This is a genomic window from Rahnella sp. RcJ3 (assembly GCF_009498575.1).
Classification (GTDB): Bacteria; Pseudomonadota; Gammaproteobacteria; order Enterobacterales; family Enterobacteriaceae; genus Rahnella; species Rahnella aceris.
The window spans coordinates 15,484-38,391 of the sequence record NZ_QSNX01000014.1 but is presented as its reverse complement, the minus strand read 5'-3'; the positions used below and the strand labels follow the sequence as shown (position 1 = coordinate 38,391).

Below are 22,908 nucleotides of genomic sequence, written 5' to 3'. Positions count from 1 at the left end.
CAGCAGGCCCTCGCCCGGACGGTATGTCAGGGCGGGAACCCGCAATGCGGCTGCGTCACGCTGTTTGCAGGTGCGTTACCGGTTGAGACTGAAAGTTGTTAACGAATTACCATTCCTGGCGCATCTGCTGGCGAACGCGCTGCGAACTTGCGCGGTTTTCTGCACCCAGACGGTTGCTGAGGCTAACGCCTTCTTTGCGTGCGTCCTGGATGTTTTGCCAGACAACGTTTTGCACGTTGCTGATGTCGTCGGGTGTGGCCTTATCCGGATCAGCGATGTCGAGTAATTGCGACAGCAGGCCCAGCGTGGCGTAGTTTTCGATGTCGTAAGCCATCGGCGGAATGGTGGCAGCCAGTTTTTCCAGCGCATCCACAGAACGTAAGGTGATACGTGCGGCGGATTCTTTACCCATCGCGTGGATCATCACGCCGTTGTTTTTGAAGGCGATCAGTTTGTTAGCCTGATAACCGTGCGCCAGAAACGCACCGGACATCGCTTTACCGACAATCAGCCCGACCACCGGATGCCCGGCCAGACGCGCTTTGGCGTAAGCGCCTGCGGCACCGGCCAGCGCCTGATGGATACCGAATGCTTCTTCGCGGCGACCATAAGCCTGACTTGGTACGTCGATGACCGCCACGATGGCGCGTTTGGTGCTGGCATCCGCGTCGGCGTCAATCACGTCGTTAACGACTTTTGCCAGATTCCAGCCTTCGAGCAAACCGACTTCGCCGCACGCTGCACGCGGATACTGGTTATTTTTGTCCGGCACCACGGCGATGAAACGTACCGGCTGGTCATTCATTTTGCCGTCAGCCGCTTTCACGGAAGGGCAAAGACCGGTTACCGGAGTGGCGTCTTTGGTCAGTTCAGCGAACCAGTAATCACCCCGGCTGGCTGCATTATTTGCTACGTTGCTCATGCGCGATCCTCCCGGTTAAACAAGGCTTCCGTCACTTCACGGCTGGCCTGCTGCGCGGTGTCAAAACCGGTCAGTTTTGGCAGGTAATAATCATAATTATCAGAACGATGTGTCGCAGGTACGCCCGCTTTAATAAAGGCCAGCACGCTGTCTTTCACTTCATTCAGGGAATCTTTCACCAGCGCATCAACAAACCCGCTGTGATAACGCACTTCGCCACCGGTCATGCTCCAGATAAACGGACGGTCGCGGGAATCGTATTCATCGATACCGGCTTCCTGTTCGATAACCTGCGGACCGTTCAGTCCCAGACGGGCTTCACGGGTGACAATCAGATAGCTGCACAGCGCGGCGGCAATCGACATCCCGCCAAAGCAACCAACAGTACCGGCAACGACGCCGATCACCGGCGTATAGCGGCGCAAATCAACAATGGCGGCGTGAATATCGGCGATAGCGGCAAGACCCAGATTGGCTTCCTGCAAACGCACACCGCCGGTTTCCAGCAGCAGAACGGCCTGCGTCGGGATGCCGTTACGGTTATCTTCTGCAGCCATTTCCAGCGCAGCGGCCATTTTGGCACCGGACACTTCGCCCATGCTGCCGCCCTGGAAGCTGCCTTCAATCGCCACAACGACAGCAGGCTGGCCGTTAATCTGACCTTTGGCGACGACCATGCCGTCATCGGCCTGTGGCACGATGCCCTGCGGTTCCAGCCACGGTGACATAATGCGTTCGAACGGCCCGAGCAGTTCGCGGAAAGTGCCGTCGTCCAGCAATTTGCGGGCGCGCTGACGGGCGCTCAGTTCGATAAAGCTCTGATCAGTATCAGTTGGCATTTTCTGCCTCCTCAAAGACCTGTTCGATACGCAGACGGGCAACCCCGGGTGTGGCGCCAAAATCATTGATGTCGAGACGACCGGCCGGTAATTCACGCAGCGCGCTCAGACGGTTAAAAAAGTTCTGCCATAAGGTATGGCTGCCGTCGACCGAGGTGGTGACGATAATGTTCAGTTCATTGACTGTTTTTGGTTCATACAGCGCTTCTAAATCGCCGGAACCTACCACGCCTGCTTCGGCACGGCCTGCCAGCGGTTTTGCCGCCGGGTAGTTAAATTCAAAACGTTCCATAACACCTCTTTGTACTGATGTTAGTTAATGCGTATCCGGTTCAGACCACGCTGACGCGGTCAAGAAACAGCGTCGCAGCCAGTAAATCAGCGGCACCGCCGGGCGATGTGTTGTCCGCCAGCATCCGGTGTTCGAGATGGCGCAACCGTTGTTTGCCCGCCATCGTGCTGGTGCCACCGGCTTCCAGCACGGCCTGCGCGCCCTGATGCATGGCTTCCAGCGCCGGTAAGCCACCGCGTGACAGCACGCAGGTGTCGGCCAGTGTGGACATCACCGCCAGTAAGGCATCGACCTGCGCTTCGCTTTCGCTGGCGCCGTGTGCCCGGCTGTGATGAAGCTGCGGCAGTGCACAACCGATAATGTGCGGGAAACCGCTTTGTGCCTCTTCGCGTGCACCCGGCACCTGATAACGCTGCACGGCGTGCGAACCTTTACTGAATTTTTTCGGGCTGAAAGCATCGGGCAACACCGCAATTTTCGCGGCGCGCTGCGCAATATGCAGCGGCAGTAAACTTTCCGGCTGCATGGCAACGGCGCTGACCAGCAACCCCATCGCCCAGATAGCGCCCCGGTGAGTATTCACGCCGCCGGTTTCCGCCATCATCTGCGCTTCGCCAGCACGACCTAAACGGCCCACTTCCTGACGCAGGGCGATATCCGCCGGGCGCTGCCAGCTGTGTAAAGCCAGCAAATAGAACGTGGACGTCAGGCTGCGCGCCGAACGCACCATCAGATCTAAACTTAAATCCTGATGGGCACCGGCACTCCGGCTGTCTACCAGCCCCGGTTTCGGGCTAAGCCGCGCTTCGTCGATCAGCGCCTGCGTCGCCGTTTCTGCCAGCCTTTCGGCCAGTTCTTCCGCTGTGAGCAGAGCGCCAGTCGTTAAAGTCTGCGGCATAGTGATCACCAGCTACGGAATTTGGCTGGCGGGTTATACAAGCCGCCGGACCAGTCAACCAGCTCGCTCACGCTGCCCGCCGCCAGTAATGAACGGGTGGCGTCGGTGCGGCGGATGCCCATATCTTCCGGGAAGACCACCAGTTCCTGACGACGCAGGTCGGCGACGCGTTTGGCGTCAACGCCCAGACCGATGTCAGTGATACCGGCAACTGCCGCCACCATCGCACGGCGTTCTTCGAGAGAACGGGCGCGGTAAAGATAGGCGATACCTTCTTCGGTCAGCACGTGGGTCACGTCGTCGCCGTAAATCATCACCGGCGCCAGCGGCATACCGGATTCTTTACCCACATCGACGGCTTCGAGTTTCTCAACGAATGTCGGTTTGCCCCCGGCCTGGAAGGTTTCCACCATCTGTACGACCAGTTTTTTACCGCGTGCCATCGGGTCCGGCTCTTCAATCATGTCGAGCCAGGCTGGCGTGGAGTGACGGCGACCGTGCGGATCATGCCCCATGTTAGGCGCGCCCCCGAAACCGGCCAGACGACCGCGGGTCACGGTTGACGAGTTCGCCAGCCCGTCAACCTGCAAGGTCGAACCGATGAACATATCTACCGCGTACTGGCCTGCCATCTGGCAGAACGCACGGTTGGAGCGCATAGAACCGTCGGAGCCGGTGAAGAACACGTCAGGACGGGCGCGGATATATTCTTCCATCCCCATTTCGCCGCCGAAGCAGTGAACGGTTTCCACCCAGCCGCTTTCAATCGCCGGGATCAGCGTCGGATGCGGGTTCAGTGTCCAGTGTTTACAGATTTTGCCACGCAGGCCGAGCTGTTCGCCGTAAGTGGGCAGCAGCAGTTCGATAGCGGCGGTGTTAAAACCGATACCGTGGTTGAGCGACTGCACGTTGTGTTTGGCGTAGATGCCTTTAATGGCCATCATGGCCATCAGCACGTGAACCGGTTTGATCAGGCGCGGGTCACGGGTGAACAGCGGTTCGATGAAGAATGGCTTGTCGGCGACGACCACGAAATCGATCCAGTCGCCCGGAATATCGACGCGCGGCAGATCGGTGTCTTCTTCAACAAGTTCATTCACCTGCGCAATTACGATACCGTTTTTGAAGGCTGCGGCTTCGACCAGCGCCGGGGTGTCTTCGGTGCTTGCGCCGGTATACAGATTGCCTTTGCGGTCAGCTTTGAAACAGGCGATCAGTGCGATGTTCGGCACCAGATCGACGTAAAGACGGGAATACAGTTCGATATAGGTGTGGATCGCACCGATTTCCATCTGACCGTCTTCCAGCAACTGCGCGATGCGCAGGCTTTGCGGACCGGAGAACGCAAAATCGAGCTTACGGGCGATGCCACGTTCAAAGAGATCCAGATGTTCAGCGCGGCTGACGCTCGGCATGATCATATGTAAATCATGCAGCTTTTCAGGATTCACTTTCGCCAGTGATCGGGAAAGGAAGTCAGCTTGTTTTTGGTTGTTACCCTCCATCACCACGCGGTCGCCGGAGGCAATCAGCGTTTCGAGGATGGGGATAATTTTATCTGTGGGTAAAACTTTACCCTCTGCCACGGAACGGACACTGTCGATACGCCGTTGTTTTTCATTGCGGCGGGTGTCCCACACTTTCGTGGTCTGCGGATGTTGCGGCATGCCAAACCTCCCTGGGTTGAGCTTGCTGAATCTTTCCCGGCGTGATGAAACAAGAGGCATCGGGAAGTTCAGTCAAGTGGCGGTTGCATCACATTTGACCTGTTTTGATAGCCTGCTAAGTGTAAGCAGCGAAGAATATTGCATCAATTAAGCGTCCGGACACTTCGTTACGCTGAGAGTAACGATCTGACGTATTTCTTTAAAAACAAATTGATACAGAACAAAGAAAGAGAAGGAGCGCACAGAAAACGGGAATAAAAAAGGGATGCACAAAGGCATCCCGGGGTTCAGAGCAGCATAAAAGCGATTATTTGAAGACTTCAGCCGTTGCGGTGATTTTCTTCTTCTCCTGAGCCGCAATCACCACATAGTATTTGCCGCCCTTTTCATCAGCCAGTTTGGACAATTCTTCTTTCGCATCCATTGGCGCAGTGTATTCATTGCTGGTCGTGACCACGCCCAGACTGGTGTAACCCTTATCTTTGGCTTCTTCTTTCGAGATCATCTCTGCCGCCATCGCGTTGAGTGAGAATAACCCTGTCAGAATTGCCGCAACGATAATTTTGTTTGATTTCATGACATTACCTCTAAATTGGATGAATAGTTCTCAAAGAAAGCAGTCAGGATATGAACAGCGGGTGTATCTGCGCTGGCATGACCTTCATGGTTAAACGCCAGTAAACTCCCCAGAGACGCAAACAGGCTCGCGTAACAACTTACGCCCACCTTTCACCCCGTCATCATCGGCTTAAGTATTAGTCACCCTTGAGAATTAGCCAGAAAATTGAAAAAAATATTTACATTGGCTTGCAGTCTGCAATCAGGAAACGCTCGACAAGTTCACAAAACCTATCAGGGTGGGAGATAAACGGCGCATGTGCAGCCTTTTCAACGACTTCCGAACAGGAATCGGGCAGAATCGCATCCATCAGCGGCACCATTTTTCTCGGTACCAGCCCGTCGAGCGCACCGTAAATACGCAGGACTGGCAAGGTCAGTTGCGTCACCGGCTGGCGCAAATCCACGTTGCGTAAAATCTCCAGCCCGCCATTGAGCACGGCCACCGGCGGCATCGGCAGATTCAGAACGATCGATTTAAGCAGCCGCGCATCCTGACGGGCGCTGTCGCTGCCCAGCGTCTGCAGCGCCAGAAAACGCTCAACCGTGCGCTGGAAATCTTCACTTAACTGATGCTGAAAACCCTGTAATACGTCCGGGCGGATCCCCGGCCAGTTTTCATGGGCTGCAAAACAGGGCGATGATGCCACGGTAATCAGTTTTTCCACGCGCTGCGGCGCACTCAGGGCTATCTGGCTGGCCACCAGGCCGCCCAGCGACCAGCCAAGTAATGCGCTTTTCTCCGGCATTGCGGCAAGCACGGTTTCCGCCATCTCTTCCAGCGTCATCGCCCCGAAACCCTCACTGCGGCCATAGCCCGGCAGATCAATCAGATGCAGACAAAATTGCGGCGCAAGTCGCTCTGCCGTGTAACGCCACACTTCGGCATTCAGCCCCCATCCGTGAAGCAGCACAAGATGGCGATCTCCTTCGCCGATAGTCTCCCGGTAAAGCGTATTCATAGCGTATTGTCCGTGTCTGTCTGATTGGCAAAAGGAACCCGCCGCTATGCTAACAATTGCCAGCCGCTGTTGGCTATGCCAGTGTCCGCTGCATCTCCCGGTTCAGGGCATTTGCAGTTTGTGCATGAAACATCTGCCGGTCGCACCGCCCTGCTGCCTGCGCTGCGGATTGCCCTCTTCCGGGGGCCATGCCGATTGCGGACGTTGTTTGTTAAAACCCCCACCGTGGGACGCGATGATCTTCGCCAGCCCTTATGAAATGCCGGTGAGCGGGCTGGTTCTGCGGTTCAAATTCTCCAGGCAACCGGAACTCGACACCACACTTGCCCGTTTACTTTTTCTGCGCTGGCAGGAACGCTACCGGATGAGCAATCTGCCCAGACCCGACGTGCTTCTCAGCGTGCCGCTGCATCAGAAGCGCTATTTCTCGCGCGGGTATAATCAGAGTGAATTGCTCGCGAAGCCGCTGGCACGCTGGCTGCATTGCCAATATCTGCCCGATGCCCTGAGCCGCAACCGGCGCACGCCGCCGCAGCAAAGTCTGACCGAGCACGAGAGAAAGTGGAATCTGCGCAAAGCCTTCACCTGCCATGCCAGCCTGCGCGATAAGCACGTGATGTTGCTCGATGATGTGGTCACGACCGGCAGTACTGTCAGGGAAATCAGCAAGATTCTGCGTAATCAGGGCGTTGCTTCGCTGCAAATTGCCTGTATTTGCCGGACTTTACAGGCGTAAGCACGTGCTGCTAACACACTGGCAACGTGAAGGGTGACGGGTAAAAACAAAGGGCGTATTATAACCAACTAGAGTAGTCAACTATTGAGCGAATGTTATGATCCTTATTACCGATGCTGCCCAAGAGCACTTTGCCAAATTGCTGGCAAGCCAGGAAGAAGGCACCCAAATCCGCGTATTCGTGATCAATCCCGGTACGCCAACCGCAGAATGCGGTGTCTCCTATTGCCCACCTGACGCCGTAGAAGCGACGGATACCGAACTCAAGTTCGAGAAACTGTCTGCTTTCATTGATGAATTAAGCGCGCCTTATCTGCAAGACGCCGTGATCGACTTCGTCACCGATCAGCTCGGTTCCCAGCTCACGCTGAAAGCCCCGAACGCCAAAATGCGTAAAGTCTCTGACGATGCGCCGCTGATGGAACGTGTTGAATATCAGTTGCAGTCGCAGATTAACCCGCAGTTAGCCAGCCACGGTGGTCGTGTTTCCCTGATGGAAATCACCGACGACGGCATCGCTATCCTACAATTCGGCGGCGGTTGCAACGGCTGTTCGATGATTGATGTCACCCTGAAAGACGGCATCGAGAAAGAACTGCTGCAAAACTTCCCTGAGCTGAAAGGCGTGCGCGACCTGACCGAGCACCAGCGCGGCGAACACTCCTTCTACTGATCACCTGCTGATCAGCCAGAACATAAAAAGCACCCTTCCGTTGGGTGCTTTTTTTATGCCTGCCTGCGCTGGTTTAAATCACTGAGCAGCGCATCGATATGATCATCAGCAAACATGTCCTCCAGGGTTCGCGTCAGTTTGCGCCGCCAGTTGGGGTATTCGGTATTGGTGCCCGGCACATTCACCGGCAAATCCATGTCCAGCCAGTCTTCCGGTTGCAAACCCAGCAACGCGCTGGCGCTGCCCGCCAGATAACGTTGCAAACCCAGGTTCAGCAGCGGCGTCATCGGCATGTTTTCAGCACTGCGGCTGATCGATTTCGGCACACACTGTGTCAGATGCAGCGCATTAAGAAGCCCCTGCTTGCTACGTTCACGTTCCCCGCGCAGTTTTTCCAGCACCTGCGGATCAGGATAAACGCCCAGCGACGCTCCGAGCGTTAAATCGCCCCCTTCCCAGTAGCCCCGCAACGTCGGTAAATCATGGGTGGTGACCGTTGCCATCGCTTGTGAAACATAATCTTCCGGCGGCCGGTAAAGGAAGTGTTTATCGTGCTCGAAATACAACACTTTGTAGGAATACACCCCGCTGTCACGCAGGCTGGCGAGGATTTCTTTCGGCACGGTACCGAGATCTTCACCAATCACCATGCACTGATGCCGCTGACTTTCCAAAGCCAGCACACCGAGTAAATCCTCCAGCGGATAACGGACATACGCGCCGCTGCCCGCCTCCTGTTCGGCGGGTATCCACCACAAACGCAGCAACCCCATGACGTGATCGATACGCAGCGCACCGCATTCCGCCATGTTTGCACGCAGCAAATCTATGAACGGCTGATAGGCACGGGCTTTCATTTCGTGTGGATCAATGGGCGGAAGCCCCCAGTTTTGTCCCTGCGGGCCGAGAATATCTGGCGGCGCACCGATGGTGGCATTCAGGCAATACAGCGCCGGATCGGACCAGGTTTCCGCGCCGCCTTGCGCTACGCCAACCGCCAGATCACGATACACGCCGATCGGCATCTTCAGCTCAACACTGCGCTGATAACATGCGGAAAACTGCATCTGCGCCAGCCATTGCTGCCACTGATAAAATTCAATTTCACCGGCGTAACGCTCGCTGAATTCCCGCACTTGTGCACTTTTCGCATCACGATAGACTTCCGGCCATACCGGCCAGCCCCACTGGCCTAAATCCAGATCGCGCAGATGCGTATGCAGTGCGTCGAACAACGCCTGCTGTCGCAGGCTGTCGCCACCAAGTGCGACGAAACGGCGAAAATCCTGCTTACGCGGGCTGTCTTCCGGCAACTCGCAAAACAGCGGCCAGGCCAGTTTGAGCGCCGCCGATTTCAGCGCCATCACCAGCGGATAATCGACAAACTCCGTGCTGCGTGCCTGCAGTAACGCCTCGTGCGTCTCTGTGGAATGCCACCAGTCTTGCGCCTCGCGACTGGCGGTAAACTCCTCCACGGCATTCACATCAATGTAGGTCAGATTCAGCCAGCGGCGGGACGACGGACTGTAAGGGCTGGCACTTTGCGGATTCGCCGGATAGAGCGCGTGTATCGGATTCAGCCCGACGAACGCCCCGCCGCGTTTCCCAACTTCTTCGACCATTTTTTTCAGGTCACCGAAGTCGCCTGCGCCCCAGTTATTCTCCGAGCGCAGCGTGTAAAGCTGAACCGTCGCGCCCCACAGTTTTTCCCCTGCCAGCAATGCCTCCGGCTCATAACAGCGCGGCGGCGCGACGATGATCCGGCAAGGCCAGACGTTATCATTTTGCGATAACGTCAACTGGTGATAGCCGGCAGGCAGCGCAGCCCCGAGGTTCAACACGTTGCCTGTCAGGATTTCGCCCTGCGTCTGGCTGCCATTTTCCTGCGTCAGTTGCCATTGAAATGCGCCACTGCCTTCCGGCGTGAGCCACACTTTTTTGCCTTGTGTAAACACTTTGACCGGCGGCACGGGCGTGATTTCCGGCACGTCAGCCGGATCACGCCCCATCGCCGCCAGCAAGGCGACGCGCGTGTCATCTGACACCGTTTCCACGTCATCCGTCATATTAATGAAACTGTCTACAATGCCTGCCCGGCGCGCGGCCTCAGCGAGTTGCTTGTCCTCCATGTTGGCTCCTATCGTTTGGCCTGCCAGATGCGCTGCTGATAATCGCGGATGGAACGGTCAGCGCTGAACATGCCTACACGGGCCGTGTTGAGCAAGGTACGGCGGGTCCATTCATCGGCATTACGGTAAAGCGCATCGACCTGTTTTTGCGCCTCGCAATAGGTGGCAAAATCCGCCAGCACCAGATACGGATCACCGCCATCGAGCAGACTGTTGAGCATCAGATCGAAGGCCTTTTTGTCACCACTGGCATAAAAACCGCTGGCCAGTTCGTCGAGAATGGCTTTGAGATGTTTGTCCTTTTTCACCAGCGCTTTCGGCTTGTAGCCTTTTTTCAGCTGCGCTTTGACTTCATCAACGGTCAGTCCAAAGATAAAGATGTTGTCCTCGCCGACTTGTTCGGCAATTTCGACGTTGGCACCATCCAGCGTGCCGACGGTCAGTGCACCGTTCAGCGCCAGTTTCATATTGCCGGTACCGGAAGCCTCTTTCCCGGCGGTAGAAATCTGCTCCGACACATCCGCCGCCGGGATCATCAGTTCTGCCACCGACACACAATAATCGGGAATGAACACCACTTTGAGACGATCGGCGACGATCGGATCGTTGTTGATCTTCTCCGCCACCTGATTGATCGCATAAATAATATTTTTGGCGAGGTAATAACCGGGCGCGGCTTTGGCGCCGAACAGGAAAACACGCGGCACGATGTCGAGTTTCGGGTTATCGCGGATCTGGCGGTACAGGGAAAGAATATGCAGCAGATTGAGATGCTGACGTTTGTATTCATGCAGGCGTTTAATCTGTACATCGAAAATCGCGTCAGGATTAAGCCGGATCCCCATGCGCTGCCAGACGTATTCCGCCAGCCGCACTTTGTTATCGTGTTTGATTTTGCGGTACTGTTTGCAGAATTTTTTGTCTTTAACGCCGTCTTCCAGACCTTTCAGCAGGTCCAGATTATTGACCCAACTGTCGGTTTTCAGCCGTTCATCAATCAGTGCCGACAGCGCCGGATTACATTGTTTAAGCCAGCGGCGCGGCGTGATGCCGTTAGTCACGTTATGGAATTTTTCCGGCCACAACTGGTGATACTCCGGGAACAGATCTTTGACCACCAGATCGGAATGCAGCGCCGCCACGCCGTTAACCGCAAAACCCGCGACCACGCAGAGGTTCGCCATACGCACCTGTTTGTCGTGATGCACGGCAAGTTTCGCCCAGACCGCCTCATCACCCGGCCATTCTTTGCTGACCCGTTTCTTAAAGTTGGCGTTGATCTGTTTAATGATCTGGAAATGACGCGGCAACAGGCTGCGCACCAGTCGCTCGTCCCAGGTTTCCAGCGCTTCCGGCATTAACGTGTGGTTGGTGTACGCGAAGGTGCGGCTGGTGATGTGCCACGCGTCATCCCAGCTCAACTGATGCTCGTCGAGCAGCACGCGCAGCATTTCAGGAATAGCGATGGTCGGGTGCGTATCGTTGAGCTGGATGACTTCATAATCCGGCAGTTCGCTGATTTTGCGGCCAAGGAAATGATGACGCCGCAGGATATCGGCCACCGAGCAGGCGCACTGAAAATACTGCTGCATCAGGCGCAGGCGTTTACCGGCCTGATGGTTGTCGTTCGGATACAACACTTTGGTGAGTTTGGCGGCGTCGATACCCTGTTGTTCGGCTTTCAGAAACTCGCCGTCATTAAACTTTTCGAGATCAAACGGGTGCGGATGCGTGGCTTCCCATAAGCGCAGCGGTTGCGTGATACCGTTGCGGTAACCCATTACCGGTAAATCCCAGGCTTCGCCACGCAGGGTAAATTCCGGCTCCCAGCGTGAAACGCCCTGCTCATTTTTCACGATTTTACCGCCAATACCGACGCTGACCGCCAGCGAACTGTTGTGGCGGAACCACGGATATTCGCTGCGGTGCCAGTCGTCCGGCGACTCTTTCTGTTTGCCGTCAACAAAACGCTGGCGGAATAAACCGTACTGATAATTCAGGCCGTAACCGATGCCGGGCTGCCCGACGGAAGCCATCGCATCGAGATAACAGGCCGCCAGCCGTCCCAGCCCGCCATTGCCCAGCGCCGGATCAATTTCTTCTTCCAGCAGGTCGGTCAGGTTGATATCAAACTGTTCCAGCGCAGCGGCAATTTTTTCGTACCAGCCGAGATTAATCAGGTTGTTACCGGTGAGACGCCCGACCAGAAATTCCATCGAGATATAGTTAACGTGGCGGATGACTTTTTTGCTTTTACTGCTGACCGGCTCATTTTGCGGGGGAATTTGTTCCGCGACGGCGGCGCTGACCGCATGCCACCACTGGTGCCGGGTCATATCTGAAGCTGAAGTGAGTCCGAACGCTTGCCACTGGCGGGTGAGCGCCGCCAAAAAAACATCCTGCTTGAACGTGATCTTCGACATAGGGCAGTCTCTTTTCAGTCTGAGGGGACGGAATGCTTCCGCGAGAAAAAGTGTGATCGCGATATCTATGTATAAACCCTATGCTGGAAAAATGCTCACTGCGGGGATGAGGAAAAATGCATGAAATCATGTCGAAGGGATGGCGGAGATGCCATTAAAACCGCGCCCCAACCCTCACCTTCGCAGGGGAGGGGTTTTAATGGCATCTCAATAGCTATTATTTCTGCCCGTAATACGCATCCGGCCCGTGCTTGCGGCTGAAGTGCTTGTGCAGCAAATAATCGTCCATCGGGGTTTGGTCACGCCGGATTGAACCGGTGATCCACGCCATTTTCGCGACTTCTTCCAGCACCACCGCGTTGTGTACCGCCTGTTCCGGCGTGATTCCCCAGCAGAACGGGCCATGCTGGGCGACCAGAATGCCCGGCATATGCAGCGGATCGATGCCGGTCAGCGACGCGGCGATAACTTTGCCGGTTTCCAGTTCGTACTCTCCGCTGACTTCCTTACGCGATAAAGGCCGGGTGCAGGGAATGGCACCGGCAAAATAATCCGCGTGTGTGGTGCCGAGTGGCGGGATGGCGACGCCGGCCTGCGCCCATGAGGTCGCATAGGTCGAATGGGTGTGCACGATGCCACCAAGCTGCGGGAAACGGGCGTAAAGTTCGAGATGCGTGGCGGTATCTGAAGAGGGTTTGTAATGCCCTTCCACGACGTCGCCTTGCAGGTTCAGCACGACCATATCGCTGACCTGCATTTTCTCGTATTCCACGCCGCTCGGTTTGATCACAACAATACCGCGCTCGCGATCAATACCGCTGACATTCCCCCACGTGAAGGTCACCAGACCAAAAGCGGGCAGCGCCATGTTGGCTTCAAATACGCGTTGTTTCAGTGCATCCGTCATCGGGTTTCCTCCATGTTAAGCCCGGCTTTCTGCATTTTATCGACCACCCAGGCGCGGGCGTTGCGCACTTCCTGCATCGGATCGGCGGCGGTTTCGCTCCACATTTCGATCAGGTACGGCCCGCGATAACCGCTTTTTTGCAGCGTGGCAAAGCAACGCTCGAACTCCACCACGCCGTTGCCAAAGGGGACGTTTTTGAATACGCCGGGCTGTGTGTCTTTAACATGCACAGCGACGATATGCCCTGCGCCGCTTGCCAGTTCCATCTGCACGTCGTTATCCCATGCCGATAAATTGCCGATATCCGGATAAAGCTGGAACCACGGATTGTTCAGGTAATGACTGTAACCCAGCGCTTTGCTGATCGAATTCATCAGCGGGTAATCCATGATTTCCATCGCCAGCGTGACCTGCGCACGACTGGCCATTTCGACGGACTCCTGCAAGCCATCGCGAAAACGCTCGCGGGTATTTTCATTGGCCTGCTGGTAATACACGTCATAACCGGCAAGCTGGATCACGCGAATGCCGAGATCCTGCGCCAGCACGATGGCCTTGCGCATGATTTCCAGACCCTGATTGCGGGTTTCATCATCTTCTGCACCAAGCGGGAACCGCCGGTGCGCGCTCAGGCACATGGACGGAATGCGGATGCCGGTGCGCGATATTGCATCAACTACCCGCAAACGTTGCTCGCGTGACCAGTCCAGCCGCGCCAGCCGGTTGTCGGTTTCATCCACCGACATTTCAACGAAATCGAAGCCCAGCTCTTTCGCCAGTGTCAGGCGCATCAGCCAGTCTTCGCCCGCAGGCAGGGCTTTTTCATAGATACCGAGTGGAACGGCTTTATGCATCATTCGGTGTTCCTTAGCCCCAGAGCTGGCGAATGGATTTTTTGAACTGACGTGCTGCGTCAACCGGATCTTTGGCGTCGCGGATACTACGTCCGGCGATAAAGACGTGCACCGGAATGTCTTTAAATAGCGGCAAATCTTCCAGCGCCAGTCCGCCGGTAATGGTCACTTTAAAACCCATGGCGGAAAGGCGTTTAATCGCCGAGATATCGGCATCGCTCCACGCCACCCCGGCGGCCTGCGCGTCGCGGCTGCGGTGATAAACCACCTGCCCGATGCCTGCGTCGTGCCATTCCTGCGCCTGTTCCCACGTCCAGTAACCGGTCAGCTCAATCTGCACGTCGCCGTTAAATTCTTTCGCCACTTCCAGCGCACCTTTGGTGGTGTTGATGTCGGCACAGCAAATCACCGTCACCCAGTCAGCATGGGCTTCGAAACACATGCGCGAGAGGATTTTTCCGGCATCGGCGATTTTGGCATCGGCCAGCACAATTTTTTCCGGATACAGCGCCTTAAGGTCACGCACCGCGCGCACACCTTCTGCGACACACAAAATAGTGCCGACTTCGATAATGTCGACTTCGCTGGCGATCAGACGCGTGGTTTTGTAAGCGTCGTCCATCGACTGGTTATCCAGCGCCACCTGCAACATCGGTAATGAATGAGACATAATATATTCCTTCTCTGCTAACGAATTAGTGAACCGCCGTGGCGGAGGTCAGGTCGATCAGATCCAGCACCTGTTGCGCCGTGGTGCAGGCACGCAGGCGGTCAAAATTGGCTTCATCATCAAACAGGTTCACCACCTGCATGATGCCGATTTCCTGATGCGCATTGGCATCCACCGCCGCCAGCGTGATGAGGATATCCACCGGATCGTTATCTTCATGATTGAACACCAGCGGTTTTTTCAGCGTCACCAGCGCAAAACCGGTTTTCAGCACACCTTCTTCCGGACGGCCATGCGGCATGGCAAGCCCGGGCGCGATCACGAAATACGGCCCGAAACGTTCGACGCCGTCCAGAATCGCCTGGTAATAACGCGGCTCTACCACTCCGGCTTCTACCAGCATATCGACGCCAATTTTCACTGCGCCCTGCCAGGTTTCTGCTTCTGCGTTGAGGCGAATCGAGTTGTTTTCAGCCAGCGAATCTCGCAGTTTCATACATCGCTCCTTACTTTTTCAGGTCTGCGGAAAAGTGCGCGTTAATCACTTCCATCACTTTCGGACCGAAGTCCGCCGCCGACAGCATGTTGCGCACGCCGACCACGTATTTGTTGCCGCTGACGGTGATTTCATCCGCCACGTGCGTGGAGGCGACAATAATGTCAGCCCCGCTCAGCTCGGATTTGTATTCCCCCACCGCGCAGCTATTCATGGTGTGATCCACGCCTTCCTGCGTCAGAAACTGGCCGATTTTCATCTTCATGATCATCGAACTGCCTTGCCCGCAACCGCATACCGCCAGAATTCGTACTGTCATGGGAACCTCTTTGTTTGGTGAGAAGTTATTTGTGAGAAGTCATTAGTGAACAGTCATTAGTGAGAAACGGACTGATTAAGCGCCTGTTTTTCAGCATCTTCTTCGGCCCGCAATGCGCGACCCGCGAAGAACATGTAGAGCAGCACAATCACCGCAATGACGCCCATAAAGGCCATACCGATGCTGAAGAAGCCCTGCACCATTGGCGGTGCCAGAATCGACCAGTCTGCCATGCCCATCCAGGCGCTCAGGCCGGTGAGTTTGATGGCCCAGACGCAGCCGAAGATTTCGATCATCCCCATTACCAGACAGATTTTCAGCGCCGCGCGCCAGCCGCCGAAGTGATTGGCAAACACGCCGATGGTGGCGTTAGAGAAGAACATCGGGATAAAGCCGGGGATGATCATGATGGAAGAGCCCATGCCAAACAGAATGGCGACAGCAATCAGCTGGCCGATGGTGCCCCACATAAAGCCCCAGACCACGGCGTTCGGCGCAAAGCTGTAAATAGCCGCGCAGTCGATGGCCAGCACGGCACCCGGGATCAGGCGTTGGGAGATGCCGTTAAAGGCTTCGGTCAGTTCAGCAACGAACATACGCACGCCCTGAATAATGATGAAAATCGCCACTGCAAACATCAGACCGGTTTGCAGGATGTAAATCGTCCAGTGGGTTTTTCCGGCCATTTGCTGCAGGGTGTCGAGGCCGAAGGAACACAGAATGATGCCGAAGAACACGGTCATCACGATGGCGGTAGACACGATATTGTCATGGAAAATATTCAGCCAGCCCGGCAGTTTGAGATCTTCAACACTGTCTTCTTTCTTGCCGAGATACGGCGCGATTTTATAAGCGATCCACGAGGCAAATTGCTGCTGGTGACCAATCGAGAAGCCGCTGTTTTCGGTCACGGCCTGCGTCGGTTTGTACATCATGTTCGAGGTAATTCCCCAGTACAGGGATACCAGAATTGCGGTTGACCAGATGGTGGTCCACATCGGATAGCCCATGATGAAGAAGAACACCGCAATCAGCCCCGCCTGCTGGAACATGATATGGCCGGTCAGCATGATGGTGCGAATGCCGGTAATGCGGCGAAATACCACCATCAGGATATTCAGCGCCAGGGCGATCAGCACCGCGTAACCGACCCAGCTATAGGCCTCGCCCATGCGCTCCACCGTGGCCATCATTGAGGCATAGGTATCTGATATTGCACCGTTAATGCCATACACTTCTGAAAGTTTTGCCACCACCGGTTTGAAGGTACCGGTCAGAATGCCGGACCCCGCCTGCAGTAACATAAAGCCGATAATGGTTTTGATGGTGCCCTTGATAATCACCGTCGCGCTCTTCCTGAGCAGGATGTAACCGAGCATGGTCACAATACCCAGCAGCAACGGCGCGTTAGTCATTACCTGATTAAAAAATACGGTGAAGATGGTGTAGAGGAATTCCATAAGACTCTCCGTCTGACCTTGTTTGATCTCTTCAACGCACTTGAACATAACCGCTGCGCTAAAAAGTGAGGGACAAACGCACTCTAATGCTCACATCGAATCAAATAAAGATTCGCAATGATTATTTGTGAGCAGTCTCGCAAGATATCGTCATCGGCAGAATGAGCTAACAAACTAAATCACTCTGTTTTTATGATAAATATCAGCCATATACTACAAAAAAAGGCATGTGAAAACCGCCTGAAATCCTCCCATCCTCCTTTGTCACCCCCTGCTTAATGCTAAAAATCGCTCGTTTATAATCATTGTCATTATGAATTTTCGATGATAACTTCTCACAAACAAATCATATATAATCACTAAATGATTTATTGTGACTCTATTTCAAAGCCAACTCAGATGAGGGAATACTATGAGCAAAGTAGAAACGATCAGCCGCGAATCCTGGATCCTCAGCACTTTCCCGGAATGGGGCACCTGGTTAAACGAAGAGATCGAGCAGGAAAAGGTCGCGCCGGGCACCTTTGCCATGTGGTGGCTGGGCTGTACGGGGATCTGGCTGAAGTCTGAGGGCGGCGCGAATATTTGTGTCGATTTCTGGTGTGGCGTCGGCAAGCAAAATCACAGCAGCCCGCTGATGAAAACCGGCCACCAGATGCAGCGCATGGCCGGTGTAAAGAAGCTCCAGCCGAATCTGCGCACCACACCGTTTGTGCTCGATCCCTTTGCGATCAGGGAGATCGACGCGGTGTTATCCACCCACGATCATAACGATCATATCGATGTGAACGTGGCCGCCGCTGTCATGCAAAACTGTGCTGCTGACGTGCCCTTTATCGGCCCGCAAACCTGTGTGGATTTGTGGATGAGCTGGGGCGTGCCCGCCAGTCGTTGCATCGTGATGACGCCGGGCAAAGTGGTGAGGATCAAAGACGTGGAAATTCACGCACTGGATTCTTTCGACCGCACGGTGCTGATCACCCTGCCCGCAGACCAGAAAGCCGCAGGGGTATTGCCGGATATGATGGATCAGCGCGCGGTGAATTATTTGTTCAAAACGCCGGGCGGTAACCTGTATCACAGCGGCGATTCGCACTATTCCAACTACTACGCCAAACACGGTAACGAATATCAGATAGACGTGGCGCTCGGCTCTTATGGCGAAAACCCGCGTGGTGTGACCGACAAAATGACCAGCGTCGATATGCTGCGCATGGCGGAATCCCTCAACACCAAAGTCGTTATTCCGTTCCACCATGATATCTGGTCGAATTTCCAGGCCGATCCGCAGGAAATCCGCGTGCTGTGGGAGATGAAAAAAGATCGCCTGAAATACGGCTTCAAGCCGTTTATCTGGCAGGTCGGCGGTAAATTCACGTATCCGGATGATAAGGATAACTTCGAGTATCACTATCCGCGTGGCTTTGACGACTGCTTTACGACAGAGACTGATCTGCCATTCAAGTCTTTCTTATAAAGTATGTTATGAACAGGCGGAGGCAGCAGACTCCGCTTTTTTATAAACCATGTAATTGCCATTACTGCTCGTTTATAATCACGCGGTAATCACCTATTTACCTGCGGAGCCACCATGACTGAGCCACAACGCCACAATGCTATTCTCGATCTGCTGCAACGTCAGGGGCAGATTTCCGTCGCTGATGTGATTGATCAGTTTGATATTTCACCCGCTACGGCGCGTCGTGACATCACCAAGCTCAACGAACTGGGCAAATTGCGGAAAGTGCGCAATGGCGCTGAAGCCGTGAATCAGCCACGCCAGAACTGGACACCGCTGAATATCCATCAGACGCACAATCTCAACGAGAAAATGCGCATCGCCAAAGCGGCATCCGAACTGTGCCAGCCGGGTGAAAGCGTGGTGATAAACTGCGGTTCGACGGCGTTTCTGCTCGGCCGTGAAATGTGCGGAAAAGATATTCAGGTCATTACCAATTATCTGCCGCTGGCCAATTATCTGATTGAACAGGAGCACGACAGCGTGGTGATCATGGGCGGTCAGTACAATAAAAGTCAGTCAATTACGCTGGCACCACAAGACGGCGATGCCAGCCTGTATGCCGGGCACTGGATGTTCACCAGCGGCGCGGGGCTGACCGCCGATGGCCTGTACAAAACCGATATGCTGACCGCGATGGCCGAGCAGAAGATGTTGAATTATGTTGGGAATTTGGCGGTACTGGTCGACAGCAGCAAAATCGGCCAGCGCGCGGGCATGCTGTTCAGCCGCACCGAACAAATCGATGTGCTGATCACCGGCAAAGAAGCGAATGATGAAATCATCGGGCAATTACGTCAGAAAGGCGTGCAGGTGATCCTGGTTTAGCCTTTATCCCTGTATTTCGTCTGGTCTTAGTTGTGCAATTATTGGGTAGAATGGCGGCATAACCTTTTATGAGGCAAGACCAGAATGGAACAATTTGAAGCAATCAGCGTTGAACAAGCACATTCCCGCCTGACCTCAGGCGAAGCCGTGATGGTCGATATTCGTGACCCGCAAAGCTTCGGCGCAGCACATGCACCTGGCGCTTATCACCTGAGCAACGACAGCCTGCCTGCGTTTATCCAGCATGCCGATGCCAAAACACCGGTACTGGTGATGTGTTATCACGGCATCAGCAGCCGCGGTGCCGCGCAATTTTTGATTTCTCAGGGTTTCGAATCGGTCTACAGCGTTGACGGCGGTTTCGAAGCCTGGTCGCAAACCTTCCCGCAAGATATCGAAGCCTGATCCCCCTTTATTGACGCCGGCGCACGCTATAGTCTTTATAACCAGGCTATCGGGTTTGCGCCGAAAATGTTCTTAAGCTGAAAAAGCTACCTTTCTCCAGTGTTGATATAATTTCTGCCTACTATCGACAGGATTCCAAGATGAAAAAACTGAACACTTCACGTTCTTTAGGGATGCGTACGCTCGCCGTTCATGGCGGACAGCAGCCCGATGCCCTGACCGGCGCGATTGCGACACCTATCACCGCCGCATCGGCATTTTCATATCCGGATTTTGACAGCGGCGTACGCCGTTTCAGTGGTGAAGAACCGGGTTATATTTACAGCCGTTTCGCCAATCCGACGGTGGCCGTTTTTGAACAGAAACTGGCGGCGCTCGAAGGTGCAGAAACCGCCGTTGCCTGCGCGAGTGGCATGGCAGCGATCAGCGCCACGTTGTTTGCCCTGCTGGTTCCCGGCGATGAAATCATTCATATCGGCACGCTGTATGGCGGCACTGAAGGCGTGGTGCGTAACCTGCTGCCACGTTATGGCATCAAACCGGTTCACGTTACCCATGTGAGCGAACTGGAAGCGGCATTCACAAAAAACACCAAAGTGGTGCTGGTGGAAACCCCGGCTAACCCGGGACTGGATATCGCCGATCTGGCTGAAGTCGCCCGTCTGTCGAAAGCCGCCGGTGCAGTCAGTGTGGCGGATAATACTTTTGCCACACCGTACCTGACGCGCCCGCTGGAACTGGGCATTGATATCGTTCTGCATTCCGCGACCAAATACATCAGCGGTCACGGCGATGCGACCGGTGGCGTAGTGGCCGGTTCGGCGGCATTAATCACGCCAATCCGCACCCTGAGTCTGAAGCAGTTCGGCGGCAACCTGAGCCCGTTCGAAGCCAGTTTGCTGATCCGCGGCCTGAAAACTCTGCCGCTGCGCGTCGAAGCCAGTTCGCTGAGCGCACAGGCGGTGGCGGAATTCCTCGACGGCCACAGCGCGGTAGACACCGTGTTCTATCCGGGGCTGAAGCAGCATCCGGGACATGCCACCGCCTCAAAACAAATGAAACTGTTTGGCGGGATTATGGCCATTGAGCTGAAAGGCGGCCTCAACGCCGCACGGACGTTCCTCGATAAGCTGAGCATCATCACGCAGGCGGTATCGCTCGGCGACACCGATTCGCTGGCCTGCCATCCGGCATCGACAACGCACAGCGCCGTCGCGCCGGAAGTTCGCCGCCAGAGCGGTATCACCGACGGACTGGTGCGCATCAGCATCGGTATCGAAGATACCGAAGACCTGATTGCTGATCTGCAACAGGCGCTGGAAGGGCTTTAAGCGGATCTGAAATCACGCTCAGCATCACATCTCCTGCATGCTAAAGTGTAATTATTATGGCGATATAGAGCATATATCGCCATAATACTTTCAGTTTACACTTCAAATTGGCTGCTACCATGCCCCGAAAAACATCGCCCTTGCTTCCGGCAACTGAATCGCTATTAACTGAGTTTGGCGATCGTCTTCGTCTGGCGAGGTTGCGCCGCAAACTGACGGCAGCACAGGTCGCAGAACGGGCAGGTATGGTTCCCATGACATTGCGCAATCTTGAACGCGGCAACACAGGCGTCACTCTCGGTGCCTGTCTGGCGGTAATGCAGGTTCTGGGCGTAGAACAAGATCTCAATTTGTTGCTCAAAGATGATCCGTTCGGCCGCCAGTTGCAGGACGCTACATTAATTCCCCGTAAACCCACCTCACGCAACTCCCGTTCAAAACGGACGCCTTCCTCTGTGTCCTCAGATAATACTCTTTTAAAACAAGATGAACCGGATACAGAAAGTGACTGGGCTAAGGATGATTTTTTAAGTGCGGGTTCATTAGCGTCACTGCTTCAAGGTGGTGAAAATACCGGTAAAAAAACCCATAAAAGGACGAAGAAATGACGGTAAGGATTGCCGTGTATGCCGACTGGGCGCCCCTCCCATCGCCTTTGCGCATCGGTTATCTCAATGTGCATCAGGCTGCAGGTCGCGAAATTTTTGCCTTTGAATATGATCAGGCTGCGCTGGAGCATCCTGATTTTGCCCATCTTCAGCTTGATCCACGAATAGGGTTATTCACTGGCCCCCAATATCCGGCACAAAGGCAGGATATTTTTGGTGCCTTTGCGGATACCAGTCCGGATCGCTGGGGACGGTTGTTGATGAAAAGACGGCTGGAACGTGAAAAACGGGCAGGTGTGGCCTCTGCAAGCCAGCGTCTTTATGAATCTGATTACCTGCTGGGCGTGCATGACAGTTTTCGTATCGGCGCGCTGCGGTTTCGGCTCAATGATGAAGGCAATTTTCTGGATGACCGTCATGATGTCGCTGCTCCTCCTTTCATTCAAATTCGTGAACTCGAAGCCGCCAGCCGGGCGCTGGAAAAGGACCGTGAAAATCAGGATGCCGCAGGAGATGAATGGTTACGTTTACTGATTGCACCAGGCGGATCGCTTGGCGGCGCCCGCCCAAAAGCCAGCGTCAGCGCACCAGATGGTCATCTGTGGATAGCAAAATTTCCCAGCATTAATGACGAATATGATATCGGTGCATGGGAGTTGGTCGTCAATACGCTGGCAAAAGCCTGTGGTCTGAATGTGCCTGAAAGCCTTGCCCGCCGCTACGCCAATCCTCATCATTGTTTTTTAGTGAAGCGTTTTGACCGGACGACAGAGGGTCAGCGTAAACACTTTGCCTCGGCGATGACGCTGACCGGCCATCAGGATGGCGACGACGCCTCTTCAGGTATCAGCTACCTTGAGCTGGCGGCGGTAATTATTAATCAGGGCGCGCAGCCAAATCAGGATTTACGCGAACTCTGGTCGCGTATCGTGTTCAATTTGCTGGTATCCAATACCGACGATCATCTGCGCAATCACGGTTTTCTACTGGAACCGGGAAAAGGATGGCGTCTTTCACCCGCCTATGACATGAATCCGGTGGCGCAAAGCACAGGATTAAAACTGAATATCAGCGAATCCGATAATGCGATGGATCTCGATTTAGCGCTTTCTGTCGCGCCGGTGTTTAGGATTTCAAACAGCGATGCGCTGGATATCATCCGTCGCTGCCAGCAAATCGTCAGACAGTGGCCAACGATTGCCAGCAAAATTGGCCTCTCTGTACGCGAGCAAAATGCGATGTCATCAGCATTTAGGTTAGCATGACCCTGTTAACCAGAAGCCTGCTGACAGATAATCAGGCGATACCATTATCGCCTGTCTACATAACAATGAATTACCGCAGTCAAACAA

General features: G+C 54.7%; 24 protein-coding genes. 8 read left to right on the top strand and 16 right to left on the bottom strand.

The window, feature by feature from the left end:
• Positions 1–106: 106 nt before the first annotated feature.
• The 7 genes from mdcE to bioH all read right to left on the bottom strand — a co-directional run bounded on the left by mdcE (position 107) and on the right by bioH (position 6,198).
• Positions 107–922, bottom strand: coding sequence for a biotin-independent malonate decarboxylase subunit gamma (mdcE, locus tag DXU84_RS17995; protein ID WP_153376422.1), 816 nt, complete (start codon positions 920–922; stop codon positions 107–109).
• The gene (locus DXU84_RS17990; RefSeq protein WP_153376420.1) at positions 919–1,761 is read right to left on the bottom strand and encodes a biotin-independent malonate decarboxylase subunit beta; all 843 of its coding nucleotides are present in this window, start codon (positions 1,759–1,761) and stop codon (positions 919–921) included. The genes mdcE and DXU84_RS17990 overlap by 4 nt, the downstream gene beginning before the upstream one ends.
• Positions 1,751–2,053 (bottom strand): malonate decarboxylase subunit delta, encoded by a 303-nt coding sequence (locus tag DXU84_RS17985; protein WP_013573579.1) that lies wholly within the window; start codon positions 2,051–2,053, stop codon positions 1,751–1,753. The genes DXU84_RS17990 and DXU84_RS17985 overlap by 11 nt, the downstream gene beginning before the upstream one ends.
• A 40-nt stretch (positions 2,054–2,093) precedes the next feature.
• Complete coding sequence (locus DXU84_RS17980) at positions 2,094–2,951, bottom strand: triphosphoribosyl-dephospho-CoA synthase (protein ID WP_037033698.1); 858 nt, start codon at positions 2,949–2,951, stop codon at positions 2,094–2,096.
• 5 nt (positions 2,952–2,956) lie between these two features.
• Complete coding sequence (mdcA, locus tag DXU84_RS17975; protein ID WP_153376418.1) at positions 2,957–4,618, bottom strand: malonate decarboxylase subunit alpha; 1,662 nt, start codon at positions 4,616–4,618, stop codon at positions 2,957–2,959.
• A gap of 307 nt (positions 4,619–4,925) precedes the next feature.
• Positions 4,926–5,195 (bottom strand): YdgH/BhsA/McbA-like domain containing protein, encoded by a 270-nt coding sequence (locus tag DXU84_RS17970; RefSeq protein WP_014333504.1) that lies wholly within the window; start codon positions 5,193–5,195, stop codon positions 4,926–4,928.
• A gap of 220 nt (positions 5,196–5,415) precedes the next feature.
• Positions 5,416–6,198, bottom strand: coding sequence for a pimeloyl-ACP methyl ester esterase BioH (bioH, locus tag DXU84_RS17965; protein WP_013573575.1), 783 nt, complete (start codon positions 6,196–6,198; stop codon positions 5,416–5,418).
• Positions 6,199–6,244: 46 nt separating this feature from the next.
• Between bioH and gntX the strand changes: the two genes are divergently transcribed.
• Together gntX and nfuA are read left to right on the top strand one after the other, a co-directional pair.
• Positions 6,245–6,934, top strand: coding sequence for a DNA utilization protein GntX (gntX, locus tag DXU84_RS17960; RefSeq protein ID WP_013573574.1), 690 nt, complete (start codon positions 6,245–6,247; stop codon positions 6,932–6,934).
• 97 nt (positions 6,935–7,031) lie between these two features.
• Positions 7,032–7,607 (top strand): Fe-S biogenesis protein NfuA, encoded by a 576-nt coding sequence (nfuA, locus tag DXU84_RS17955; protein WP_013573573.1) that lies wholly within the window; start codon positions 7,032–7,034, stop codon positions 7,605–7,607.
• Between the two features lie 53 nt (positions 7,608–7,660).
• On the opposite strand, the gene malQ is transcribed toward nfuA, so the two are convergent.
• From malQ to ulaA, 8 genes are all read right to left on the bottom strand, one after another.
• Positions 7,661–9,736, bottom strand: coding sequence for a 4-alpha-glucanotransferase (gene malQ / locus DXU84_RS17950; RefSeq protein WP_153376416.1), 2,076 nt, complete (start codon positions 9,734–9,736; stop codon positions 7,661–7,663).
• A gap of 8 nt (positions 9,737–9,744) precedes the next feature.
• On the bottom strand, positions 9,745–12,159 hold the full coding sequence (gene malP / locus DXU84_RS17945) for a maltodextrin phosphorylase (protein ID WP_013573571.1): 2,415 nt from the start codon (positions 12,157–12,159) through the stop codon (positions 9,745–9,747).
• Between the two features lie 217 nt (positions 12,160–12,376).
• The gene (locus DXU84_RS17940; RefSeq protein ID WP_014411493.1) at positions 12,377–13,066 is read right to left on the bottom strand and encodes an L-ribulose-5-phosphate 4-epimerase; all 690 of its coding nucleotides are present in this window, start codon (positions 13,064–13,066) and stop codon (positions 12,377–12,379) included.
• Positions 13,063–13,923 carry an L-ribulose-5-phosphate 3-epimerase gene (locus DXU84_RS17935; protein ID WP_013573568.1) on the bottom strand — a complete coding sequence of 287 codons (861 nt, stop codon included), beginning with the start codon at positions 13,921–13,923 and terminating at the stop codon, positions 13,063–13,065. The genes DXU84_RS17940 and DXU84_RS17935 overlap by 4 nt, the downstream gene beginning before the upstream one ends.
• 10 nt (positions 13,924–13,933) lie before the next feature.
• Positions 13,934–14,590, bottom strand: coding sequence for a 3-keto-L-gulonate-6-phosphate decarboxylase UlaD (locus DXU84_RS17930; protein ID WP_013573567.1), 657 nt, complete (start codon positions 14,588–14,590; stop codon positions 13,934–13,936).
• Positions 14,591–14,615: 25 nt separating this feature from the next.
• A complete protein-coding gene (ulaC, locus tag DXU84_RS17925) occupies positions 14,616–15,086 on the bottom strand; it encodes a PTS ascorbate transporter subunit IIA (protein ID WP_112151939.1) in 471 nt (156 codons plus the stop codon).
• Positions 15,087–15,096: 10 nt separating this feature from the next.
• The gene (gene ulaB, locus DXU84_RS17920) at positions 15,097–15,405 is read right to left on the bottom strand and encodes a PTS ascorbate transporter subunit IIB (RefSeq protein ID WP_013573565.1); all 309 of its coding nucleotides are present in this window, start codon (positions 15,403–15,405) and stop codon (positions 15,097–15,099) included.
• 56 nt (positions 15,406–15,461) lie between these two features.
• Positions 15,462–16,865 (bottom strand): PTS ascorbate transporter subunit IIC, encoded by a 1,404-nt coding sequence (gene ulaA / locus DXU84_RS17915; RefSeq protein ID WP_153376414.1) that lies wholly within the window; start codon positions 16,863–16,865, stop codon positions 15,462–15,464.
• Between the two features lie 412 nt (positions 16,866–17,277).
• On the opposite strand from ulaA, the gene ulaG reads away from it, so the two are divergent.
• From ulaG to DXU84_RS17895, 4 genes are all read left to right on the top strand, one after another.
• Positions 17,278–18,342 carry an L-ascorbate 6-phosphate lactonase gene (ulaG, locus tag DXU84_RS17910; RefSeq protein ID WP_013573563.1) on the top strand — a complete coding sequence of 355 codons (1,065 nt, stop codon included), beginning with the start codon at positions 17,278–17,280 and terminating at the stop codon, positions 18,340–18,342.
• 114 nt (positions 18,343–18,456) lie between these two features.
• Positions 18,457–19,212 (top strand): HTH-type transcriptional regulator UlaR, encoded by a 756-nt coding sequence (gene ulaR, locus DXU84_RS17905; RefSeq protein ID WP_013573562.1) that lies wholly within the window; start codon positions 18,457–18,459, stop codon positions 19,210–19,212.
• Between the two features lie 84 nt (positions 19,213–19,296).
• Entirely contained in the window at positions 19,297–19,617 is a 321-nt protein-coding gene (gene glpE, locus DXU84_RS17900) for a thiosulfate sulfurtransferase GlpE (protein WP_014411491.1), read from the top strand.
• Between the two features lie 140 nt (positions 19,618–19,757).
• Entirely contained in the window at positions 19,758–20,948 is a 1,191-nt protein-coding gene (locus tag DXU84_RS17895) for a PLP-dependent aspartate aminotransferase family protein (RefSeq protein ID WP_153376412.1), read from the top strand.
• Positions 20,949–21,062: 114 nt separating this feature from the next.
• On the opposite strand, the gene DXU84_RS25175 is transcribed toward DXU84_RS17895, so the two are convergent.
• Positions 21,063–21,209 (bottom strand): hypothetical protein, encoded by a 147-nt coding sequence (locus DXU84_RS25175; RefSeq protein ID WP_223509957.1) that lies wholly within the window; start codon positions 21,207–21,209, stop codon positions 21,063–21,065.
• Here DXU84_RS25175 and DXU84_RS17890 point away from each other — a divergent pair.
• Both DXU84_RS17890 and DXU84_RS17885 read left to right on the top strand, forming a co-directional pair.
• Positions 21,149–21,556, top strand: a complete 408-nt coding sequence (locus DXU84_RS17890) for a helix-turn-helix transcriptional regulator (protein ID WP_232829664.1) — start codon at positions 21,149–21,151, stop codon at positions 21,554–21,556. The genes DXU84_RS25175 and DXU84_RS17890 overlap by 61 nt on opposite strands.
• On the top strand, positions 21,553–22,821 hold the full coding sequence (locus DXU84_RS17885; protein ID WP_013573558.1) for a type II toxin-antitoxin system HipA family toxin: 1,269 nt from the start codon (positions 21,553–21,555) through the stop codon (positions 22,819–22,821). Before DXU84_RS17890 ends, DXU84_RS17885 begins: the two co-directional genes overlap by 4 nt.
• Positions 22,822–22,908: the final 87 nt, after the last annotated feature.